Source organism: Duganella kummerowiae (assembly GCF_053572355.1).
In genome coordinates this window covers 1-21,603 of sequence record NZ_JBKFEH010000001.1, presented here as the reverse complement: position 1 = coordinate 21,603, position 21,603 = coordinate 1, and the positions used below count along the sequence as shown (strand labels likewise).

The 21,603-nt window shown below is 63.0% G+C and carries 22 protein-coding genes; 9 read left to right on the top strand and 13 right to left on the bottom strand.

The genetic code is table 11. The annotated features are described in order from the left end of the window. The first annotated feature begins 217 nt into the window (after window positions 1-217). On the top strand, window positions 218-1,219 hold the full coding sequence (locus ACLB1G_RS00110) for a sensor domain-containing diguanylate cyclase (RefSeq protein WP_491625134.1): 1,002 nt from the start codon (window positions 218-220) through the stop codon (window positions 1,217-1,219). Here ACLB1G_RS00110 and ACLB1G_RS00105 read toward each other — a convergent pair whose 3' ends face one another. The 7 genes from ACLB1G_RS00105 to ACLB1G_RS00075 form a co-directional block, all read right to left on the bottom strand. Then, window positions 1,220-2,932 carry a DUF4214 domain-containing protein gene (locus tag ACLB1G_RS00105; RefSeq protein ID WP_491625133.1) on the bottom strand — a complete coding sequence of 571 codons (1,713 nt, stop codon included), beginning with the start codon at window positions 2,930-2,932 and terminating at the stop codon, window positions 1,220-1,222. Window positions 2,933-2,941: 9 nt separating this feature from the next. Next, the gene (locus tag ACLB1G_RS00100; RefSeq protein WP_491625132.1) at window positions 2,942-4,660 is read right to left on the bottom strand and encodes a DUF4214 domain-containing protein; all 1,719 of its coding nucleotides are present in this window, start codon (window positions 4,658-4,660) and stop codon (window positions 2,942-2,944) included. A gap of 123 nt (window positions 4,661-4,783) precedes the next feature. Next, on the bottom strand, window positions 4,784-5,032 hold the full coding sequence (locus tag ACLB1G_RS00095) for a hypothetical protein (protein ID WP_491625131.1): 249 nt from the start codon (window positions 5,030-5,032) through the stop codon (window positions 4,784-4,786). Window positions 5,033-5,044: 12 nt separating this feature from the next. Next, entirely contained in the window at window positions 5,045-5,836 is a 792-nt protein-coding gene (locus ACLB1G_RS00090) for a DNA/RNA non-specific endonuclease (RefSeq protein ID WP_491625130.1), read from the bottom strand. Window positions 5,837-5,906: 70 nt separating this feature from the next. Then, window positions 5,907-6,119, bottom strand: coding sequence for a hypothetical protein (locus ACLB1G_RS00085; protein WP_491625129.1), 213 nt, complete (start codon window positions 6,117-6,119; stop codon window positions 5,907-5,909). Between the two features lie 88 nt (window positions 6,120-6,207). Continuing rightward, window positions 6,208-6,846 carry an FABP family protein gene (locus ACLB1G_RS00080; protein WP_491625128.1) on the bottom strand — a complete coding sequence of 213 codons (639 nt, stop codon included), beginning with the start codon at window positions 6,844-6,846 and terminating at the stop codon, window positions 6,208-6,210. 91 nt (window positions 6,847-6,937) lie between these two features. After that, window positions 6,938-7,390, bottom strand: coding sequence for a nuclear transport factor 2 family protein (locus ACLB1G_RS00075; protein WP_491625127.1), 453 nt, complete (start codon window positions 7,388-7,390; stop codon window positions 6,938-6,940). 253 nt (window positions 7,391-7,643) lie between these two features. Between ACLB1G_RS00075 and ACLB1G_RS00070 the strand changes: the two genes are divergently transcribed. After that, window positions 7,644-8,942: an NCS2 family permease gene (locus tag ACLB1G_RS00070; protein WP_491625126.1), complete on the top strand. Its 1,299-nt coding sequence runs from the start codon at window positions 7,644-7,646 to the stop codon at window positions 8,940-8,942. On the opposite strand, the gene ACLB1G_RS00065 is transcribed toward ACLB1G_RS00070, so the two are convergent. Further along, window positions 8,943-9,242 carry a hypothetical protein gene (locus ACLB1G_RS00065; protein WP_491625125.1) on the bottom strand — a complete coding sequence of 100 codons (300 nt, stop codon included), beginning with the start codon at window positions 9,240-9,242 and terminating at the stop codon, window positions 8,943-8,945. Between the two features lie 126 nt (window positions 9,243-9,368). On the opposite strand from ACLB1G_RS00065, the gene ACLB1G_RS00060 reads away from it, so the two are divergent. The 5 genes from ACLB1G_RS00060 (at window position 9,369) to ACLB1G_RS00040 (ending at window position 13,024) form a co-directional block, all read left to right on the top strand. Further along, window positions 9,369-9,830 (top strand): Lrp/AsnC family transcriptional regulator, encoded by a 462-nt coding sequence (locus ACLB1G_RS00060; protein WP_491625124.1) that lies wholly within the window; start codon window positions 9,369-9,371, stop codon window positions 9,828-9,830. Window positions 9,831-9,911: 81 nt separating this feature from the next. Beyond that, window positions 9,912-10,721, top strand: a complete 810-nt coding sequence (locus ACLB1G_RS00055) for a beta/gamma crystallin-related protein (RefSeq protein WP_491625123.1) — start codon at window positions 9,912-9,914, stop codon at window positions 10,719-10,721. A gap of 70 nt (window positions 10,722-10,791) precedes the next feature. Then, window positions 10,792-12,090, top strand: coding sequence for a cation:proton antiporter (locus ACLB1G_RS00050; RefSeq protein ID WP_491625122.1), 1,299 nt, complete (start codon window positions 10,792-10,794; stop codon window positions 12,088-12,090). Window positions 12,091-12,111: 21 nt separating this feature from the next. After that, window positions 12,112-12,330, top strand: a complete 219-nt coding sequence (locus ACLB1G_RS00045; protein ID WP_491625121.1) for a hypothetical protein — start codon at window positions 12,112-12,114, stop codon at window positions 12,328-12,330. Next, window positions 12,323-13,024 (top strand): nucleotidyl transferase AbiEii/AbiGii toxin family protein, encoded by a 702-nt coding sequence (locus tag ACLB1G_RS00040; protein ID WP_491625120.1) that lies wholly within the window; start codon window positions 12,323-12,325, stop codon window positions 13,022-13,024. Before ACLB1G_RS00045 ends, ACLB1G_RS00040 begins: the two co-directional genes overlap by 8 nt. 55 nt (window positions 13,025-13,079) lie before the next feature. On the opposite strand, the gene ACLB1G_RS00035 is transcribed toward ACLB1G_RS00040, so the two are convergent. From ACLB1G_RS00035 to ACLB1G_RS00025, 3 genes are read right to left on the bottom strand one after another with little or no spacing between them, the layout of a single operon-like run. Next, on the bottom strand, window positions 13,080-15,278 hold the full coding sequence (locus tag ACLB1G_RS00035; RefSeq protein ID WP_491625119.1) for an OsmC domain/YcaO domain-containing protein: 2,199 nt from the start codon (window positions 15,276-15,278) through the stop codon (window positions 13,080-13,082). Window positions 15,279-15,313: 35 nt separating this feature from the next. Further along, window positions 15,314-16,288: a ribonuclease T2 family protein gene (locus tag ACLB1G_RS00030; RefSeq protein ID WP_491625118.1), complete on the bottom strand. Its 975-nt coding sequence runs from the start codon at window positions 16,286-16,288 to the stop codon at window positions 15,314-15,316. Window positions 16,289-16,331: 43 nt separating this feature from the next. Continuing rightward, window positions 16,332-17,531: a multidrug effflux MFS transporter gene (locus ACLB1G_RS00025; protein WP_491625117.1), complete on the bottom strand. Its 1,200-nt coding sequence runs from the start codon at window positions 17,529-17,531 to the stop codon at window positions 16,332-16,334. Window positions 17,532-17,697: 166 nt separating this feature from the next. Between ACLB1G_RS00025 and ACLB1G_RS00020 the strand changes: the two genes are divergently transcribed. Continuing rightward, window positions 17,698-19,452, top strand: a complete 1,755-nt coding sequence (locus tag ACLB1G_RS00020; protein WP_491625116.1) for an allantoate amidohydrolase — start codon at window positions 17,698-17,700, stop codon at window positions 19,450-19,452. Here ACLB1G_RS00020 and ACLB1G_RS00015 read toward each other — a convergent pair. After that, entirely contained in the window at window positions 19,449-19,772 is a 324-nt protein-coding gene (locus ACLB1G_RS00015) for a hypothetical protein (protein ID WP_491625115.1), read from the bottom strand. The two genes, ACLB1G_RS00020 and ACLB1G_RS00015, sit on opposite strands and share 4 nt — an antisense overlap. Window positions 19,773-20,583: 811 nt before the next feature. Here ACLB1G_RS00015 and ACLB1G_RS00010 point away from each other — a divergent pair. Continuing rightward, on the top strand, window positions 20,584-21,009 hold the full coding sequence (locus ACLB1G_RS00010) for a DUF1493 family protein (protein ID WP_491625114.1): 426 nt from the start codon (window positions 20,584-20,586) through the stop codon (window positions 21,007-21,009). 321 nt (window positions 21,010-21,330) lie between these two features. Here ACLB1G_RS00010 and ACLB1G_RS00005 read toward each other — a convergent pair. Further along, a partial coding sequence (locus tag ACLB1G_RS00005) for an integrase core domain-containing protein (RefSeq protein WP_491625113.1) occupies window positions 21,331-21,603 on the bottom strand: 273 nt, incomplete at its 5' end.

The window sequence follows — 21,603 nt, the reverse complement described above, 5'->3', positions numbered from 1 at the left end:
GGGCGGCCTTGGACTTGATAATTCGCAATGCTTCCTAATGGCAACTACGCTATTGTCGGTAGGCATGTAAATCCGGACCAGGAGTACTGCCATGAGCTGCCCTCACCGTAACGATGCCGCCGAACCGGCGCCGCGATCCCGGCCAGCGCCCGCCGGCCCTGTCGATACCCTTACCGCTTGAGACCGCGCAAAGACCCGCACCATACCAGGACGAGCCATGCCCCTTAGCCAAAAAATCCACCATCTCATGGAACATCCGACGCCCGACCAGCCGCACGGCTTCGCCTTGAAACTGATGGAACTGCTGGTGGTGCCCACCTTCGTGCTGGACCTGTCCGGCCGGGTCATCATCTGGAACAAGGCCTGCGAACGCCTGACCGGGGTGCCGGCCTATGAAATGCTGGGCACCAGCGACCACTGGCAGCCCTTCTACGGCGAACGGCGCCCCACCCTGGCCGACCTGGTGATACAGGGCCGGCTGGGCGACATGCACTCGCTGTACCAGCGCTACACGCGGCGCAAGGATGGCGGCGACAACCTGAGCGCCGAGAACTGGTGCGACATGCCGCGTGTGGGCCGGCGCCGCTACCTGGCGGCCGACGCCAGCCCGATCTACGACGGCGACAGCAAGCTGGTGGCGGTAGTGGAAACCCTGCGCGACATTACCGAGGAAAAGAACGCCCAGATCGCGCTGGAACAGCTGGCCACGCGCGACGCCCTGACCGGCCTGGCCAACCGGCGCTGCTTCGACGACACCCTGCAGGCCGAGTGGCAGCGCGCCCTGCGCCACCAGCAGCCGCTGTCGCTGCTGATGGTGGACGTGGACAATTTCAAGCAGTACAACGACGCCTACGGCCACCTGGGCGGCGACGGCTGCCTGCAGCGCATCGCGGGCGCGGTGGCCAGCGAGATGCGCGCCAACGACCTGGTGGCGCGCTACGGCGGCGAGGAATTCGCCGTGATCCTGCCCAACCAGTCGCTGCGCGGCGCCGCCATCGTGGCCGAGCGCATCCGCTGCCGGGTCGAGCAGCTGCACCTGCCCAACCAGGGCAGCACACGCCAGGTGGTGACAGTGAGCATCGGCGCGGCCACCGCGCTGGCGGCGCCGGACACCGATCCCAGCCTGCTGGTGGCGACCGCCGACTCGGCCCTGTACCGGGCCAAGCACATGGGCCGCAACCGCATCAGCCTGCCCTCTGCAGAGGGCGACCAGTCCTGATCAGAAATACGGCGTATAAGCGATGCCGTTATACACGGTGGCCAGCAGCGCGATCTGGTTCTCGCCCGATTCCGACATATCGGCCAGCACCGCGGCGCGTGATGCGCCCTGGTCCAGCACGCCCACCCAGTAGGCCAGCCCCTCCGCTTCCGGGGCCCGGTGCAGGATGTTGTTATAAAACTGGGTCACCAACTGGGTATTGTTCAGGTTGCTTCCGTAGGCGGCCATGAATTCCGCGCTCTGCATGAAGCCCTCGGCCACCGCCTGCAGCGTGGCGCCCTGGTCCAGCACATGGATCCAGTATCCCAGCCCGCCGCTGTCCGGGGCACGGTTGAAGGCGGCCTGGTACAGGCGGTAGGCGGCGCCCGCCGTGGCGTGGTCGCCGGTGTCCAGCGCCACCATGCTGCCGTCGCCAAAATGGATGCGCTCTATGCCAACCAGCTGGTCGACACCGCCTGCGCCGGCCTTGTCGGTCACCTTGGTGTACATGCCGTCGCGGTACACCGTGTAATTGCCTCGCGCGCCAGCGTAGTTGACGGTGTCCAGCCCGGCGCCGCCGCTGAAGGTTTCATTGCCATTGCCCGCCGTTAGCACGTCGTTGCCCGGGGTGCCGGCCACTGCCCGGCCCAGGCTGGCCACCGATACGTATGCATCGCTGAACTGCAACACCTCGACGCCGGTGAGGGTATCGGTACCGTCGCCGCGCACCACCAGCACCCCGTTCTCCGAGCTGATGCTGTAGTCGGCGTAGCCGCGCCCGAACACCACCGTGTCGTTGCCGCCGCCGCCATTGACGGTGTCGTTGCCGGCGCCCAGGTAGACCACGTCGGCGCCACTGCCGCCATCGATGGTATTGCCGGCGTTGTTGGCATAGACGGTGGCGCCGCCGCTGCCGGTGACGGCGCGCTCCATGGTGACGCCAAAGGCGATCGACACATTGTTTACGCCTGCCCTGGAGGAGCTGAAGCTGCCCGCGTTCAGGTTGATGGTCACCTGCTGGGTGCAGGCCGAGAAATCCAGGGTATCGCTGCCGCCCGCGTCCCAGATGCACTGTGGCGCGCTCCTGTCGTTGAAACTATAGACCTCGTTGCCCGTGTGGTAGCCCATATTGGCGCCATACAGGTATTGCATGGCCAGGATGTCGTACATCATCGGCGTGGTGTCGTAGCCGAACACGCTTTTGGCAAAGCCATCGTTGTACGACATGATGGTGTAGTCGGTATTGTCGGTGGTGGCAGGCAGATACGGCCCCACTTCGCTGCCCGAGCCGGTGCTGTTGTAATTGCCCGGATGCTTGAGTCCCAGCGCATGCCCGAGTTCATGCAGGATCACGGCCGGGCCGTAGCTGCCGGGCGTATAAGTGCTGTTGTAGGCGCCCTTGTTATTCAGGTAGACCGAGGTGCTGGCATAGCCGGTGGGCAGGTAGGCATAGCCGCCGCTGGCGCTGCCCTGGTCGTTGGTGCCGAGCTGGATGTCGCCGCCCGAGGCCACCTCGGTGAAGGTGATGCTGGCCACGCTCGACCACAGCGCCATGGCGGCCCGGGTTGCCGCCTGCTGGGCGGCGCTCATGGGCGCGAAGCCGCTGGCGTCGGCGCCGCGCGCGGCCGCGGAAAGAAAACTGTAAGTGAGGGAAATGGCGGTGCCAGGCGCCATGGCCCAGCTGGTTTCCGCAAGCGCATCGATCGAATTATTGCCGCTGGAAGTCACGTACATTGCAGGCTTTCAAACATAGTGCAGGTAATTGATGCCGTTGGATATCTGGCCTACCACGTTGGCCACATTCTCGGCTGATTCTGACATGGCCGCCAGCACGTCTGCGCGCTGGCCGCCATCGTTCAGCCTTTGCACCCACCAGTCGTAGCCGCCCTGGTCGGGCGTCCGGTGCAGCACGTTGGTGTACAGCTGCAGCACCAACTGGGCGTTGCTCAGGTTGCTGCCATAGGTGTCCGCGAATTCCTTGCTGGCCAGGAAGCTGGCCGACACATCGTGCAGGCTGACTCCCTTGTCCATCATGGCTATCCAATAACCCAGGCCGCCCGAGTCCGGGGTCCGGTTGAAGGCGGCCTGGTACAGGCGATAGGCTTCTCCTGCGATCTGGCCGCTGCCCGTGTCGAAGGCTACTTCGCTGCCGTCGGAAAAATGCAGGCGCTCCACGCCGCTCAGGTAATCCGTGCCGCCCGCGCCCAAGGTATCGGTCACCGTATAGCCGGCGCCGCTGGCGGCCACCTGGAAGCCGGCCCGCACGCCGCCATAGTTGACGATATCGAAACCAGCGCCGCCGACGATCAGGTCGCTGCCCGTGCCTGCCTCCAGCGTGCCGCCGGCGGGGGCGGCGGTGATCACGCTGCCCAGGGCCGATACGGCAATGCTGCGGTCGCTGAACTGCAGCGTCTCCACGTTGCTCAGCACATCCACACCATCCCCGCTGAGGACCAGGGTGGAACCGGACTTGTTCCAGGTATAGCTGGCAAACCCCTTGGCCAGCACCACGGTGTCGTTGCCGCCCCCGCCGTTGATGGTATCGTTGCCCGCCCCCTGGTAGATCAGGTCGGCGCCGGCCCCGCCCGTGATTACATTGCCGACGTTATTGCCGTAGATGGTAGAGCCGCCCGCGCCGGCGATGGCCTTTTCGATACTGACATTGAAGGCAATCGAGACATTGTTATAGCCGGGCGCCGTCGAGCTGAACGTGCCCGCGTTCAGGTTGATGATAGTGGCTGCGGTGCACGCTGAGAAATCCAGGGTGTCCGAGCCGCCCGCGTCCCAGATGCACAGCGGCGCCGTGGCGGCGCTATAGGCATAGGTATCGTTGCCGGTGTGGTAAGCCATGTTGGCGCCATACAGGTATTGGATGGCCTGGATGTCGTACATCATGGGGGTGGTGTCGTACAGGCGCAGCTGGCTGGTGCCCTGGCCATTGTTATAGGACATCACGGAATAATCCATGTTGTCGGTGGCGGCAGGCAGGAAGGGCCCGTCGACGGCGTCCCCGGCCGCGTTGTAGTCGCCCGGATGCTTGAGCCCCAGCGTGTGGCCGATTTCGTGTATCAGGACAGTATTGCCATAGCTTCCGGTGGTGTGGATGCTGTTGGTGGCATCCTTGTTGTTCAGGTATAAGCCTGTCGGCGTGCGGCCGTCCGGAAGATAGGCATAGCCCGAACTGTCATTGCCCTGGTCGTTGGTGCCAAACTGGATGTTGCCCCCCGTGGCCACCTCGGTGAAGGTGATGTTGGCAATCGCCGACCAGCTGGCCAGCGCGGCGCGGGCGGCCACCTTCTGTTCCGCTGACATGGGAGCGAAGCCAACAGAATCGGCGGCATCGCCGCCAGCCAGCACCCTGGTCATGAAACTATACGTCAGCGACACGGGGGCGCCGGCCTTCGAGGCCCAACTGCTGAAGACCAGGGAATCGATGGAATTGTTACCAGTTGCTAAGGTCATGGCTTACCGCAGGAAATTGCACAGTTGGTGCATGGTAACATGCGCTATGGCAAGCAAATGCTGCGCAACGGGAATTTCCTGCGGGCGCGGCCTGGATGCAACAGGCTGCCCGTGTGGCCAGCCTTATTCGAACGGGTTGCTGACCGATTGTACGGCAGGCGGAGCCAGCCGGTCGGGCAGCTGCTTGCCTTCCAGTGCGTGCACGATGTCCTCGAGCAGCGCGTGCAATTCACGCGCCCGAACCAGGCCCTGCTGGTCGGCTGTCAGGTCGAGGTCGCCGCTGAGGGTAATCCGGTCCAGGCGGTTTTCCACGCTAAGCCGGCCGATGTTGAGTACATCGGCTTCGTTGGCATAAGGCTGGAATTTGCTCATGACATGGCTCCTTTAATTTTTTGCCTTGCGCTGGCGCGCCTTGGGCAGGTTCAGCATCACGGTTTTTTGCTGGGCCGACAGGGTGGGGAGCAGGTCGATGCCCACCTTGGCCTCGAGCGCCGCGATGCTCAGGATCTCATACTGGGCGTCGGCCTTGTTCTCGATGAAGAAGGCGGCGCCGGCACGCTGGCGCGGGCTGTACACCAGCTTGTACAAATGGGTGGGCACCAGCACCTTGCCCACCTTCTGCAGGCTGGAACCGATGAAGGCCGGCCCGGTGATCACGTACAGGTCGCCCTCCTTCCTGGCCAGCTTGCGCACCACGGCTTCGATGCCGGCCCACACGTGGCGGTTATTCTCGCCATCCTGGGGCACCATGTTGGCAAGTGTAAAACTCTCGTGCTGGCTCTGGCGGTCCGGCATGTCGCCATTGGGCGCCATGTGGCCGCGGTCGTAGCCGCTGCGGGCGTAGTCGGACAGCTCGGCGCGATAGGCTGCCGGCAGCCGGGTCTCCGCGTGGAAGGAATTCTCGCGCGACAAATCCTCGGCCGCTTCGACATTCGCGGCGGTCAGGTGCTCGGCCGACCACAGCGGCGTACGCGTCACGCCGGAATGCATGACGCCGAACACCCCATAGCACAGCTCGGTGGTCGCGTTGTTCAGCTTGGAATTGCGGATTTCAGGCAGGCGGCCATCGACATAATGGGCGGGGCAGCTTCCGGCCTGGGCCAGGCTGGCGGCCAGCAGCCCGCAAGCCAGCGCGGCAGCCGCCCAGCCGCGTTGCAGCAGATTGCGTTGTTGCATAATTCTCAAAGTTAATACGGGTGCCGCATTCTAGCGGCCCGGCGGCAACGCGTCTATCGTGCTGGCTGGATCAGGTTTTTTTGGCGCTGGACTTGCGGCGTGAAGTACTGCGCTGGTTGGCATGGCCGTGGGTGGTCTCGGCCTCGCCGGTCTCGGCGCGCTGCTTGTTGACGATGCGCGAGGCGACCTCCTCCTCGCGGCCCTGGTAGCGGCCTTCTTCCTTGAATTTGTGCTCCAATTCCTTGTACTCGCGCTCGCGCTTGGGACTGGCTCCTCTGGGCATGGCGACCTCCTCGCATGGCTGGACCAGGCACCATGCTAGCCCCGACTCGCGTGTGCGCCGGTGCGCCGTCTAACACATGCCGGATATGCTAGCCAGCCACGCCGCGCGCCATGGGATTGGGCAGGGCGTCGGCCACCTTGACCAGCAGATTGCGGTCCACATGGTGGAAGGGTTCGGACTGTCCCTTGATCAGCATCACGGTGTCCTCCTCGTAGCCCCAGGTGCCGTCGTCGTTGATGGTGACCTTGATGCGGTACTCCACCGTCTTAAAGGCGTGCTCCAGGAAGGGATTGGAGCGGATGCCGTAGGTGTCCGAGTCCAGGCGCGCCACCAGCTCGAAGGTCCTGGCATCCGGTTCCACCACGGCCGAGGCCATGGCGATCTGGCCGCGCGGGATGGCCAGGGTCTGTATCACGGTTTTGCTTGCCGGTTCCCACAGCCAGTAGCCGACCTGCTCGTGGTAGGTTTTCATCTGGTCTGGCTTGTTGATGATGATCAGGTAGCGCAAGCCATAAAACAGCTGCGGCCCGTTGGTGACGGGGTCGATGGGCTGCAGCTCGATGCGCTCCACATAGGCCTGCTTGCGCGGACCGTCGGCCTTGGGCTTGATGTCCAGGCCACGCCTGCCCTGCCAGGTCCCGGCCATGGGCGCCAGCGGGCCCAGGTTGTCCAGGGTATGGATGTCGGCGGACGGTTCGGTGTAGATATCTTCGGCAAATTCGCTCATGGGGCGGCTCCTGGCTGCAAACAGCCCCATCTTAACGGATCGAATAATTGCTGAAAAGCACTCAGAAGGCAGAGCCTTGGCAGGCAAGGCGCTATTTCGGCGGGCGTATCGCCGTATACTGGGCGCCGACGAGCTTCCACTGGCCATCGCGTAGCTGCGCGACGTAGCTGGCGCGCATGGCGAAGCTGCGCTGCTGGCCGCCGGCATCCACTGTGTAGTTGAGGCGGGCCAGCACCACCGCGCTGTCGCCCAGCACGCGGACGCTGGTATCGTCCACCTTCAGCTGGGGCGCGGGACGTTTCTTGTCCGCCGCGTAAAACGACAGCATCTTCGCGCGCTCATCGACCTCGCCTGCAGGCGACACTTCGACGTAATTGTCCGCTGTGATCTCGCGCAACGCCGCCTGGTCGTAGTCGCGCTGCGCTTCGGCATGGCGCTGCACCAGCTGGACCAGCGCCGTATCCGCGCCGCCGGGCGCCGCGCGCGCGCCGGAAATCAAGCCCAGCGCCAGCGCTCCTGTGAGTAAAATCTTATATTTTTTCATGCAAGGAGATTAACACAAAGTCAGCCGTGTATGCCACTGAGGCAAGGCTGGACAGAGCGCGATCCCGATGGCCGCGCACTCGGCATCACGCCGGCGGCCCGGCGCCGCCTCAAGCAGGTCTTCGGGCTGGACGCATAGACCGGGCGCGCGCCCCTTCCCCGCTGGAGTTGACGCGGACCAGTCCGCCGCAGACGGCTGCCCCCACCAACCGTGCTATTCTTCGCCCCCTCAGCAACAGACCTCGCGGGCCAGCATGCCATCCCTGGAACAAACCTTCAAACTCCAAGCGCACGGCACCAATGTGCGCACCGAAGTCGTCGCCGGTGTCACCACCTTCCTGACCATGGCGTACATCATCTTCGTCAATCCCGCCATCCTGGGAGACGCCGGCGTGCCCAAGGACGCCGTGTTTGCCGCCACCTGCCTGGCGGCGGCGCTGGGCACGCTGATCATGGGCCTGTACGCCAATTACCCGATCGGGATGGCGCCCGGCATGGGCTTGAACGCCTATTTCGCCTACGCGGTGGTGCTGGGCATGGGCATACCGTGGCAATCTGCGCTGGGCGCGGTCTGCATTTCCGGCTGTTTGTTCATCTTGGTGACGCTGTTCGGCGTGCGCGAGCAAATCGTCAAGGGTATACCGCCCTCGCTGCGCACCGCCATCACGGTAGGCCTGGGCCTGTTCCTGGCCCTGATTGCGCTGAAGAGCGCCGGCATCGTGGTGGCCAGCCCGGAAACCCTGGTCAAAGTGGGCGACATCCACAAGCCGCAAGCCTTGCTGGCCATCCTCGGATTCATGCTGATCGTGGCCCTGGACCGCCTGCAGGTCAAGGGCGCCATCCTGATCGGCATCGTGGTGGTGACGGTGCTGAGCTTTTTCGTGGCCGGGAACAGCTTCCACGGCGTGTTCTCGCTGCCGCCCTCGCTGTCCCCCACCCTGCTGCAGCTGGACTTGAAGGGCGCGGCCTCGGTCGGCCTGCTGAACGTGGTCCTGGTATTCTTCCTGGTGGAGCTGTTCGACGCCACCGGCACCCTGATGGGTGTGGCCAGCCGCGCCGGGCTCCTGGTGGAGGGCAGGATGGAACGCCTGAACAAGGCGCTGATGGCCGACAGCTGCGCCATCGTGGCCGGCTCCATGCTGGGCACTTCCAGCACCACGGCCTATGTGGAAAGCGCATCCGGCGTGCAAGCCGGCGGGCGCACGGGCCTGACGGCAGTGGTGATCGCCGCCCTGTTCCTGGCCAGCCTGTTCATCGCGCCGCTGGCCGGCGCGGTGCCGGCCTACGCCACCGCGCCCGCGCTGCTGTTCGTGGCCTGCTTGATGCTGCGCGACCTGGGCGATATCGACTGGTCGGACACCACGGAAAGCGTGCCGGCCGCCGTCACCGCGCTGATCATCCCCTTCACCTATTCCATCGCGCACGGCATCGCCTTCGGCTTCATCACCTATGCCGGACTGAAGCTGGCGACCGGGCAAGCGCGCCAGGTCAAGCCCATCGTCTGGATCATCGCCGCCGTGTTCCTGTTCAAGTACGGCTACATGAACGGCTGATCAGGCCATGGCCAGCTGGCGCGGGCGCTGCTCTTGCCGCTGTTGCGGCTGCGGCGGCGCCAGCGCCGGCATCTCGCGTATCTGTCCCACACCCACCGCGTTATGCAGGCGCATGCGGCACAGCGTCAGCCTGTCCTCGTCCGGCGCCTGCAGGCGCATCTGCACTTCCATGCCATAGGGCAGATTGGTGGTGCGCAGCGCGCGCAAATCGATCTCCAGGCGGCGCACGATGGCAAGCACGGTTTCCAGGGTGCCGATGGAGTCGTCGGGTTCTATGCAGAAGCGTAAGGTTTTGTCCATGGAAGAACTATAGAACGCGGAGGCGGAAATAGGCTTCCATAGTTTGCCCCATTTTGCGTCAATTCGAGAATATTCTCCCATATACAGTATGATATCAGGATAATTTGTCCACCATATGGGAAAAGCATGGAAAACCTGGACGAGATCGACCGCCGCATCATGCGCGAGCTGCGGCGCGACGGCCGCCTGAGCAACACCAAGCTGGCCGAGAAAGTAGGCCTGTCCACCACGCCGTGCTGGAACCGCGTGCGCGCGCTGGAAGATAGCGGCGTCATCGAGGGCTATACGGCCCTGCTGAGCCAGCAGGCCCTGGGCTTGCCGGACACCGTTATCATCGAAGTGACGCTGGACCGCCACGACGACGACATCTTCGAAAAATTCGGCCAGGGCCTGGCCGAACTGCCGGAAGTGATGGAAGCCTACCTGCTCACCGGAGACTACGATTACCTAATCAAGGTAGCCGTCGCAGGTACCGCCGGTTACGAGGAATTCCTGCGCCGTAAGCTGTACAAGCTGCCTGGCCTCAAGCACAGCCGCTCCACCTTCGTGCTGCGCTGCCTGAAGAAGACGCACTCGGTCGAACCGTGATTATGTAAGGAAGCGTACAGAGATCCCGTAACGGTTGCTGCATTCTGGATACACCATGCATACAACCATAAGGAGATCCGCATGAACCACAAGTACAAGATGGGCGCCGCGCTGGCGGCCGCCCTGCTGGCCTCGCAAGCCTGGGCACAGATCACTTTCTATGAACATGACGGCTGGCGCGGCCGCGCTTTCACGGCCAACCAGCAGGTGCGCGACTTCTCGCGCAACGGTTTCAACGACCGTTCCTCCTCGGTGGTGGTCGACAAGGGTCAATGGGAAGTGTGCGACGACGCCAACTTCCGCGGCCACTGCACGGTGCTGCGCCGTGGCAGCTATGAATCGCTGAGCGGCATGGGCCTGAACGACCGCATCTCCTCGGTGCGTCCGGTCAAGCTGCGCGAGCGCTATGTCAACGAAGCGCCGCCGCCGCTGCCGGCGCCCACCTATGAATACCGCCGCCGCCCGTCCGAGCGCCTGACCGAAGTGCCGGTGACCTCGGTGCGCGCCGTGGTGGGCCCGCCGGAACAGCGCTGCTGGGTCGAGCGCCAGCAGGTGACGGAACCGTCGCGCGGCAATAACGCTGGCGGCGTGATAGCCGGCGCCCTGATCGGCGGCATCCTGGGCCATCAGGTCGGCGGCGGCACGGGGCGCGACGTCGCCACGGCCGGCGGCGCCATCGCCGGCGCGGCCATTGGCAACAACGTGGCCAACAACAATCGCGGCAGCACCACTTACGACCGCGACGTGCGCCGCTGCGAGAACGTCCAGAACGGCAAGCCCGAATACTGGGACGTGACCTACAACTATCGCGGCGTCGAGCACCGCGTGCAGATGAGCAGCCCGCCGGGCCGTACCATCACCGTCAACCGCAACGGCGAACCGCGCGCCTGAGCGTGACCCTGGGGCCGGCCACGGGGTCCGCCCTTCCGTTTTCCGGCCCTTCCCACTTCCGTCCCGCCCCATGACGACCGCCCACTGGTTCACGCTCATCGGCCTGCTAATGCTGGCGCGCGGCCTGGCCGCCAGCGCCATCGCACGATCGCCGTTCACCTCCACCATTGTTTACCTGGGCGTTGGCCTGGTGCTGGGGCCGACCGTACTGGACATACTGGACTTCGATCCCATGAAGTCGTCCGCCCTGCTGGAAGTACTGACCGAGATTGCGGTGCTGGTGTCGCTGTTCTCGGCCGGGGTCAAGATGCCGGTGCCGTTCGCGCTGCGCCGCTGGAGCGCCCCGATACGGCTGGCCTGGCTCTCGATGGCGCTGACGGTGGGCATGGTGGCGGCCTTCTGCTACTACGTGTTCGGCATGCCGCTGGGCGCTGGCGTGCTGCTGGGCGGGATACTGGCCCCCACCGACCCGGTGCTGGCCACCGACGTGCAAGTCCGCACGCCCGGGGACAACGACCAGCTGCGTTTCACCCTCACCTGCGAAGCCGGCATGAACGACGGCAGCGCCTTCCCCTTCGTGATGCTGGGCCTGGGCCTGCTCGGGTTGCATGGCCTGGGCGACTATGGCTGGCGCTGGGTGGTGCTGGACGTGCTGTGGGCCACTTCGGTGGCCATCCTGATGGGCGTGGCCTGCGGCTCGGCGCTGGCGCGTTTGGGCTGGCGCCTGCGCGGCGGCCCGCACCGCAAGGAGGTGCTGGACGACCTGGTCGGCCTGGGCCTGATCGCCGTCGTGTATGGCCTTACCGTGATGCTGGACGCCTTCGGCTTCCTGGCGGTGTTCTTCGCCGGGGTGGCGCTGCGGCAGACGGAACTGATGCTGGCCGGCGCACCGCGCGACCGCGAGGGTTTGCTCGATCCCGATCCGGCCAAGTCGGAGGCGGCAGCCGCCAGCGACGATCAGCGGCCGCCCCTGATCGTCAGCGGCGAGGCCCTGGTCTTCAAGGAACACCTGGAGCGGCTGTCCGAGCTGACGCTGGTGCTGCTGCTGGGCGGAATGCTGTTGCTGGAGTCATGGGACTGGAAAGCGTTCGTCCTGGCCGGCTTCCTGTTCTTGGTGGCGCGGCCGGTGGCGGTTTTCATCGGTCTGGCAGGCAGCAGCACCAGTTGGCGCAACCGGGCGCTGACCGGCTGGTTCGGGGTGCGCGGCATAGGCTCGATCTACTACCTGATGTACGCCATCGAGCACGGCCTGCCCTCGGCGCTGGCACGCGACCTGACGCAAATCTCGCTGGCCGTGATCGTCCTCTCCATCCTGGTCCACGGCCTCAGCGTGCGTCCCCTGATGACGCGCTACTGGCGCGAAACCTGAGTTTAGATGCATAATCGATGCATGAAAGCCGCAGACGACTCCCTCGTCATCAGGGACTTCCCCCAACTACGGCTGATCGCATGGAACCGTCATCCCGACGATGCGATCACCGGGGCGGAGGCGTTCGACCTCTACGAGCGAAACTGGCGTTTCGTTGACGAGCCGGCCATGCTTCCTCACGAGCGCGCCTTGCTTGCACGGCTGACGCGTCAATATGGCCATGGCATCTTGCATGTTTAAGCGACTCCACCACCAGCGCATTGCCGCCCTGCTAGCATCGCTCAACGCGGATTTCCTCGGGCGATCGCAATGCTATTTCGGCGGTGGAACGGCCATTGTTCTGTCCCTGGGCGAATACCGGGAGTCCGCAGACGTTGATTTCTTATGTGGCTCGATAGAAGGATATCGAGCCCTGCGCAATACGATCACCAATGTCTCGCTCGGCGAACTGCTCGCAAAGCCGGTCGAACTAGCGCGCGACGTGCGTGCGGACCGCTACGGCATCCGAACCTTTGTCCGGATTGATGGGATGCCCATCAAATTAGAGATAGTCAGCGAAGGACGAATCGGCATCTCCGGCGCTGTCGATCCAGTTCTCGGTATCCCCACCCTGTCGCGCGAAGACATGTACGCGGAAAAGCTGCTGGCCAACGCGGACCGGATAGGCGACGTATCAGTCGCCAGCCGCGACGCGATCGACCTGGCCATGTTGATCAAGCACTGGGGCGTTGTGCCGGAGGGCGCTTGGATGAAAGCGCGCCAGGCCTACGGCCACAGCATTGATACCGCGTACAACAGGGCGATAGAATTGCTCAGTGATAGGCCGTACCTGGCGTCATGCTTGGCCAAAATGCAAATGCAACCAGGCCTGGCTGACGAGATTCCCGCCTTGCTGCGCGGCTCACAGCAAACACTGCCCTGCTCCGGCCCGTAACACGCGTCACGCCATATCCACAGGACGGCGCGGCTAGCGCCACGGCGAGTTCCGCTTAGCGGCCAGCGCCCTTGGCGCGCGCCGCGTGCAGTTTGCGGTAGCTGTCCAGCAGGCGCTGGTGGCGGTCCAGGCCTTCCAGCTTCATGCTGGTGGGCGTGAGGCCGTGGAAGCGCACGCTGCCGTCCACCGAGCCCAGTACCGCGTCCATGCGGGCGTCGCCGAACATGCGGCGGAAGTTGGCGACGTAATCGTCCAGCTCCATCTCCTCGTCCAGCACCACTTCCAGTACCGCGTTCATCGCCTGGTAGAACAGGCCGCGATCCACCGTGTTGTCGTTGTACTGCAGGAAGGCGCCCACCAGTTCGTGCGCATCCTCCAGCTGTCCCAGGGCCAGGTTGATCAGCAGCTTGAGCTCCAGCACGGTCAGCTGGCCCCACTCGGTATTTTCGTCGAATTCGATGCCGATCAGCGTGGCGATGTCGCCGTATTCGTCCAGCTCATTGTTTTCCAGGCGGTCCAGCAGGGCTTCCAGCGCATCGTCGTCCAGGCGGTGCAGGTTCAGCACATCCTCGCGGAACAGCAGCGACTTGTTGGTGTTATCCCAGATCAGGTCCTCGACCGGATAGACTTCCGAATAGCCCGGCACCAGGATGCGGCAGGCGGTGGCGCCCAGCTGGTCGTACACCGCGGTATACACTTCCTTGCCCAGGTCCGCCAGGATGCCCAGCAGGGTCGCCGCCTCCTCGGCGTTGGAATCCTCGCCATGGCCGGAAAAGTCCCATTCCACGAATTCGACATCTGCCCTGGCGCTGAAGAAGCGCCACGACACCACGCCGCTGGAGTCGATGAAGTGTTCGACGAAGTTGTAAGGCTCGGTCACGGCTTCGCTGGCGAAGGTCGGACGCGGCAGGTCGTTCAAGCCTTCGAAGCTGCGGCCCTGCATCAGCTCCGTCAGGCTGCGTTCCAGTGCCACTTCCAGGCTGGGGTGGGCGCCGAACGAAGCGAACACGCCGCCCGTGCGCGGGTTCATCAGGGTCACGCACATGACCGGATAGCGGCCGCCCAGCGAGGCATCCTTGACCAGCACCGGGAAGCCCTGCTCCTCCAGCCCCTGGATGCCGGCCACGATGCCGGGGTACTTGGCCAGCACTTCCTGCGGCACGTCCGGCAACGCGATCTCGCCTTCCAGGATCTCGCGCTTGACGGCGCGCTCGAAGATCTCGGACAGGCACTGCACCTGGGCCTCGGCCAGGGTATTCCCGGCGCTCATGCCGTTGCTGGCGTACAGGTTCTCGATCAGGTTGGACGGGAAGTACACTGTCGCGCCATCGGACTGGCGCACGAAAGGCAGCGAGCAGATGCCGCGCTCCACGTTGCCCGAATTGGTGTCGATCAGGTGCGATCCGCGTAGTTCGCCATCCGGGTTATAGATCGCCAGCGTGTATTTGTCCAGGATTTCCTTGGGCAGCGCATCCCTGCGGCCCGGCTTGAACCAGCGCTCGTTCGGATAATGCACGAATTCCGCATTGGCGATGTCCTCGCCCCAGTAGGCGCCGGCATAAAAGTGGTTGTTGCTGATACGCTCGATGTACTCGCCCAGTGCCGACGCCAGCGCGCTTTCCTTGGTCGCGCCCTTGCCGTTGGTGAAGCACATGGGCGAGTGCGCGTCCCGTATGTGCAGCGACCACACGTTGGGCACGATGTTGCGCCAGGAGGCGATCTCGATCTTGATGCCCAGGCCCGCCAGCAGCGCCGACATGTTGGCGATGGTCTGCTCCAGCGGCAGGTCCTTGCCCGGGATGTAGGTGCTGGCGCCGGTATCCGGCTTGACGGTCAAGAGGCCCTGGGCGTCGGCGTCCAGGTTCTCCACCTCTTCAATGATGAATTCAGGGCCGGCCTGCACCACCTTCTTCACCGTGCAGCGGTCGATGGAACGCAGGATGCCCTGGCGGTCCTTTTCGGAGATATCCTCCGGCAGCTCGACCTGGATCTTGAAGATCTGCTGGTAGCGGTTTTCCGGATCGACGATATTGTTTTGCGACAGGCGGATATTCTCGGTCGGGATATTCCGGGTCGAGCAGTACAGCTTTACGAAATAAGCCGCACACAGGGCCGACGAGGCCAGGAAGTAGTCGAACGGACCGGGCGCCGAGCCGTCGCCCTTGTAGCGGATGGGCTGGTCGGCAATCACCGTGAAGTCGTCAAACTTGGCCTCCAGGCGCAGCTTGTCGAGAAAATTGACCTTGATTTCCATGAGAATTCCAAAAAACGTAGGTTGATGCCGGGTTGTTATAGAGGTCCGGGCGCTTCGACGTAGATCTCGTCAGCGCAGCCCAGCTGGCGCGGCGATGCCTGGCCGCTGCCGCCAGCCACCAGCTGCGTCAATTCGCCGCTGGTGGAAAAATTCAGCGGCAGCGACACGCGTATCTCCTGCAGGTATTTGCGCTGGGTGCACACCAGGGTGATGCTGCCGGCCACGGTGTCGCCATAGCGCGCCTTCACCCGGCTGAAGAACTCGTCCACATTGATGCTCTTGCCGGTATGGGACAGCACCAGCTTGCCCACCTCCGAATCGTTCACTACCCGCACAGCGTCCACCGCCTTGAGGAAGTAGTCATCCTGGGGCAGCGCCTGGCAGGTGCCATGCTTTTTCCATTCGTAGTTGCCGAAGCTGCGTTCGTAGAAGAAGTTGGGCATCCACGGCGCCAGCTTTTCGACGGTTTCGGGACGCAGGTTCAGGTCCGGCCCCTTGCAGTTGCCATAGCTGATGCCGCACTCCTTTTTGTTCGGCCACAGGCCGTGCAAACTCAGGGTCTTGACCTGCAGCTTGCCGCTGTTGACGGCCTCGCACTCGGGCTTCTTGCCGTCGTAGCGCGCGTGTTCGCAGAAGCCGGGCTGCCAGGTCACGGCCAGCACATAGCTGTCCTGCTGGTTGGCGACGCTGCACGACTTGCCCTTTTCGTCCGCCGCCACGGCGCCGGAGGCGCCCAATTCCGGCTTGCCGCACTGCTTCTGCACCCAGCGCAGCCTGGGCTCCGCGCCCGGCACGTCGATGCGTACCCAGTCGTAATCCGGCTTGTTGATCTCGCGGACCGTGTAGCTGGTGCCGGCGGTGACTTTCACGTCGCCGGGATTGGAATGCTTGGCAAACGAGTTATAAGCCTCGCAACTCTGGGTCGCGGTAAAGCTGCCGCTGGCCGATTCGCTGGCGGCAGCCTGCGCGCAGGCCAACGCGAACAGCAGGGCTAGGGTGGTACGGCGCATGGGATCTCCTGGAGTTGACGAGGTTGACGGGGTTGCCGGGATTTTATCTGGACTCGGCCACGGCGGGGGCGTGAATATGGCCGGAATCGGCCCATATCCAACAGATCAGGGCCAGCACCAGGCCGGCCAGCACGCCCAGCGCGAGCTTGAAGGCGCTGTCGAACAGCAGCGGCGCGGCCAGGCCGGATACCAGCGAGAACAGCGCCATCTGCACAAAGCCCTGCAGCGAGGACGCCAGGCCGCTGTTATCGGGGAAGTATTCCATGGCGATCAGCAGCATGGGCGCCATGGACACGGCCTGTCCGAGCGAATACAGGAACAGCGGGACCAGCGCCCACGGCACGCTGGCCACGAACAGATGGTTGTACGCCACGTTCAGCACGGCGGCGGCCAGCATCAGCCCCAGGCTCCAGCGGATCAGGGTGCGCGGACTGTGGCGGTGCGCCAGCTTCCCGGCCAGCCAGGAGCCCAGCACCGAAGCGCTGATCAGTGGCAGGAACAGCCAGCCGAACCCCGTCTCCGGCAAGTGCAGGATATTCATCACGAAGTAGGCCGCCGAACCGATATACAGCCCGAAGCCGCTGAAGGCCATCCCGATGGACACGGCAATGAGCAGGAACCGGCGGTGCCGCAGCACCATCCAGTAATTGGCGGCGATCACGCCCAGGTGCAGCGGCTGGCGGCGCGCGGCGGGCAGGCTTTCCGGCAGCCAGCGCCAGGCCACCACCCACATCAGCGCGCCGAAGGCGGCCAGGAAGTAGAACACCGAGCGCCAGCCCAGGGACACCTGCAGCCAGCCGCCGATGATGGGCGCGACCGCAGGGGCCAGGCCGAACACCATCATGGTGTGCGACAGCAGGCGCTGGGCCACCGCGCCAGAAAACCTGTCCTGCACGATGGCGCGGCAGATCACCGGCCCCGCCCCTGCCGCCAGCCCCTGCGCCACGCGGCAGGCAAGCAGCACGCCCAGCGTGGGCGCCACGGCGCAGCCAACCGACGCCACCGTGTACAGCGCCAGCGAGTACAAGACGACGGGACGGCGCCCGGCGGCGTCCGACAGCGTCCCGTAGAACAGCATCATCAGCGCGAACGGGAACAGGAACAGGCTCAATACCTGCTGCACGGCCAGCGGGCTGGCCTGGAAGGTCTCGGCGATTGCGGGGAACGATGGCAGACAGGCGTCCACCGCCAGGGCGCCCACCATGGACAGCGCGCCCAGTATCAAGGTCAGGAAAACATGCATAAGGGGCGAATTGTAACCGAAAGCCCCGCCTCCCCTCCCCAGCCATATCCCGGCGCTGACCCGGGGTATGGCGGTGGACATATACAAATACCGGCCTGACAATATATTATCGAACGCATATCGGCGGCGCCTGCCCAGGCGCCGCGCAACGCTCGCAAGGACCTACATGACCATCACCCTGGACCAGCTCAACACCGTCAGTGCCGAGGAATACACAGCGCTGCTGCACGGCCTGTACGAACATTCGCCCTGGATACCGGAACGCGCCGCCGCGCAGCGTCCTTTCGCCACCGTCACGGCCATGAAGCAGGCCTTGCAGGCGGTGGTGCGCGCCGCCACCGAAGAAGAACAACTGAGCCTGGTGCGCGCCCACCCCGAGCTGGCCGGCAAGGCAGCGCTGGCGGGCCAGCTGACCGCCGAATCCACGGGCGAACAAGCCCAGGCCGGCCTGACCCACTGCAGCCCCGAAGAACTGGCCACCCTGCACCAGCTGAACGCCGACTACAACGCCAAGTTCGGCTTCCCCTTCATCCTGGCAGTCAAGGGCCCGACCGGCAAAGGCCTGACGCGGCAGGAAATCATCGTCCACTTCAGCCGCCGCCTGCGCTCGCAGCGCGACGACGAACTGGCCGAATGCCTGCGCCAGATCGGCCGCATCGCCGAAATGCGCCTGAACGCGCTGATGGAGACCCGGCTTGAATTCGGCCCGCAGGTCATGGACCGGGCCGAGGTGCTCGGCGGCTGGAGCGACGATCCCGCCAACCTCACCTGCGCCTACATGACGGACGCGCACCGCAAGACCGCCGATCAGCTGGCGCTGTGGATGAAGGAAGCCGGCATGGAAGTGGAAATAGACCCGGTGGGCAACGTGGTCGGCCGCTACGCATCTGACCAGCCCCACGCCAAGACCTTGCTCACCGGCTCGCACTACGACACGGTGCGCAACGGTGGCAAATACGACGGCCGTGTAGGCATATTGCTGCCCATCGCCGTGGTCAAATACCTCAACGAACGGAGCGAACGGCTGCCCTTCAACCTGGAGGTGATCGGCTTTTCGGAAGAAGAAGGCGTGCGCTATGCCAGCACTTTCCTGGGTAGTAACGCCGTGATCGGCCAGTTCGATCTGGATTTATTGGATAAAACCGACTCCGACGGCGTGACCATGCGCGAGGCGCTGACGGCGGCCGGTCATGACGTCAGCCGCATTCCCTCGGTGGCGCGCAACAAGGATGATTTGCTGGGCTTTGTCGAAGTTCACATCGAACAAGGCCCGGTGCTGCTGGAGCGCGGCCTGCCGGTGGGCGTGGTGACCTCGATCGCGGGCAGCTGCCGCTACCAGGTCGAACTGACCGGCCTGGCCAGCCACGCCGGCACCACGCCCATGGACATGCGCAAGGACGCTGCCGCCGCCGCGGCTGAAATCGTGCTGTACGTGGAGCAGCGCGCCAAACAGGCGGCCACGCTGGTCGGCACCGTCGGCCAGCTGCAGGTGCCGGACGGCTCGGTGAACGTGATCCCGGGCGCCTGCAAGCTCTCGCTGGACATCCGCGCCGCCGACGACGCCACCCGCGACGCCGCCGTGGCCGATATTTTGAATGAAGCGGAAGCCATCTGCGCGCGGCGCCAGATCCAGCTCAAGGTGACGAAGCTGATGCAGGCCCCGGCCGCGCCCTGTGCGCCGTGGCTGGTGCAGCAGTTCGCCGCCGCCACCGAGCGCGCCGGGGTCGAGGTGCTGCAACTGCCTTCCGGCGCCGGGCATGACGCCATGTGCCTGGCCCGCATCACGGATGTGGCCATGCTGTTCACGCGTTGCGGCAATGGTGGGATCAGCCATAATCCGCTGGAGACCATGACTGCGGATGATGCCGAGGTGTCGGCGCAAATCTTCCTCGATTTCCTGCGGAACTTCCGCAGCGCCTAACTCCGCCCGTTGATAACGTAGCGGCGGAATACAAAGGCCAGCACTATCGCCGCCAGCGATAGTGCCGCTATCGTAGTTACCGTGAATTCCGACAGCGCCTGCGCGGCCAGCTTCTGCATCCCGAACGGCATGAGCATACCGCCCATGCCCGTCGCCAGCTGCTTCTGCCCTATACGGTGTAGCTCCATCAGCCCGGCAACGCCAGCCCAAAAGACCGCGTTCACAACAGCCTCCTTCAACATGGACATCGGCAGAGGGGTGTGCCTGACGTGGCTCAGGCCGACGTGCCAGCCTATAAACAAGGTGATCAACGCCGACATGCAGGCCATCCTGCATCCAAACGACATCTCGAACATTCCCCACTACTGACCTTGTAACGTCCGGATGTCGCTCCGGGATTAAAAACCGCCTGGTCCCTGGGCTGCGTCACGGAGCAAAGGCAGCGCACGCTGCAGCGTTTCAGTTGAGGCACCCATGGCGTTGTACTCCACCATGGTTTTGCACGCTTGCTCACCGATGGTCTGAGCGACGATCCGGCATAACAAATTTTGCCTTGAAATATTTATAAATTAATACCAAACCATGATCTTAATAGCGTCCTGGCAATTTGGAACTGTCAGCACCATTTACAGTCATAATGGATGGGGCCAACGCGCGTCGAAAGTAGTTAAGTTTGGCTCTGCAACCAATTCCCCTAGCGAAATAACCTACTTTATTTATAATGAGCTTGGTCAGTTAATTGGTGAATATGATGCTGATGGAAAAATTATACAAGAAACTATTTACCTGATAATTTACCAGTCATGTTAAGTAAGAGAAAGGCAGGCAATCCTCTTATCCATGAACCATACTATATATACACTGATCATCTGAGCACGCCGCGCGTTATCACGGATGTTTTTAGTGTTGGGACCTGACGGATCCATTTGGTGCCTCTCCTCCCACTGAAATGCTAGAAGGGCGGGATAAATTTACTTACAACCTGCGACTTCCCGGTCAATATTACGACCAAGAAAGCAACCTTCTTCAGTAAAATTAATCACGCTGCCTGGCGTAGTGGGATGTACTCAATCGGCATGCGAAATGTAGTTTCAAGCGCGGCAAGAAAACTTCCTTATCTAGGCGCGGCGTTTGCTGGATACGAAATTTACGATGCATTTTCTTGCGATTGAGGAGGCTATGAATGACATAATTGATGAATATCTTAGCGCATGTGGCTTTTCTCGGAAAGTTATTATGCGATGCGCGCCAGAGACACGCTTATACCAAGACCTTGGCGTATATGGCGAAGTTGCTGAAGCGTGCATTGGGCTTTTAAAAGAAAAGTATGGTATAAATCTCGGCCATTTTGTATTCGAACAATACTTTCCCGTTGAATTTCCGGGGACATCAAGCGCCGAGAGAGTGTTTTACTGGATCTTTCCGTTTTTACGGAAATGGGGACCGGATAGCAATGTTTTTTACCCGCTTACACTGGAGATGATTGACAGGGCAATTCGATCAAAGAAATGGATGCCACCCGCGGTGGACCGGCCCGAAAATCTGGGAGGGCTGTAATCTTTGAAAAAATAGAGCTATGAACGCGAAATCTGCACGATATTCCCTCCAAAATAATGAAGCACGCCGTGCGCATGGTCGAAAAATCGGCCATCTATCGCCAACAAGATCAGTTACACACCGGAAAATCCTAAGGCGTTGGGTACAGCGGTAAAAAAATGCCGACGCTGGTCTGCGTGCTGGTCAACTGCGACCGACCAAGAACGAATCCGCGCTGTGGGCGGGAAGTGATTTAGATGCAGATAGTCGCCCATATATTTCTCTTGGAGTCCAGTTTGGTGCTGCTTATTCCATAGCGGGTCGAACCGGTGGAGTATGTACCTAGGTGTCCAGTCCCGTCTGTTCATAAACCCGTTTTACAAATAGGTCGGGTTTCTGTTGCTGCCATAGTTTGAGCGCCTGAATCGGTGTTTTTGAACCGATGGCGCGCTGGGGAATGTGATGGTTGTACAGCTGGAGGTAATTTCTCAGCGTCGTCTCCAGCTCGGCCTGGCTGTCGAAGCGGGTTTGCTGAAGTAGCTCGTTGATACGGCCATTGAAGCGCTCGACCATGCCGTTGGTTTGTGGATGACGAGGTGGCGCCAGGCGGTGTTC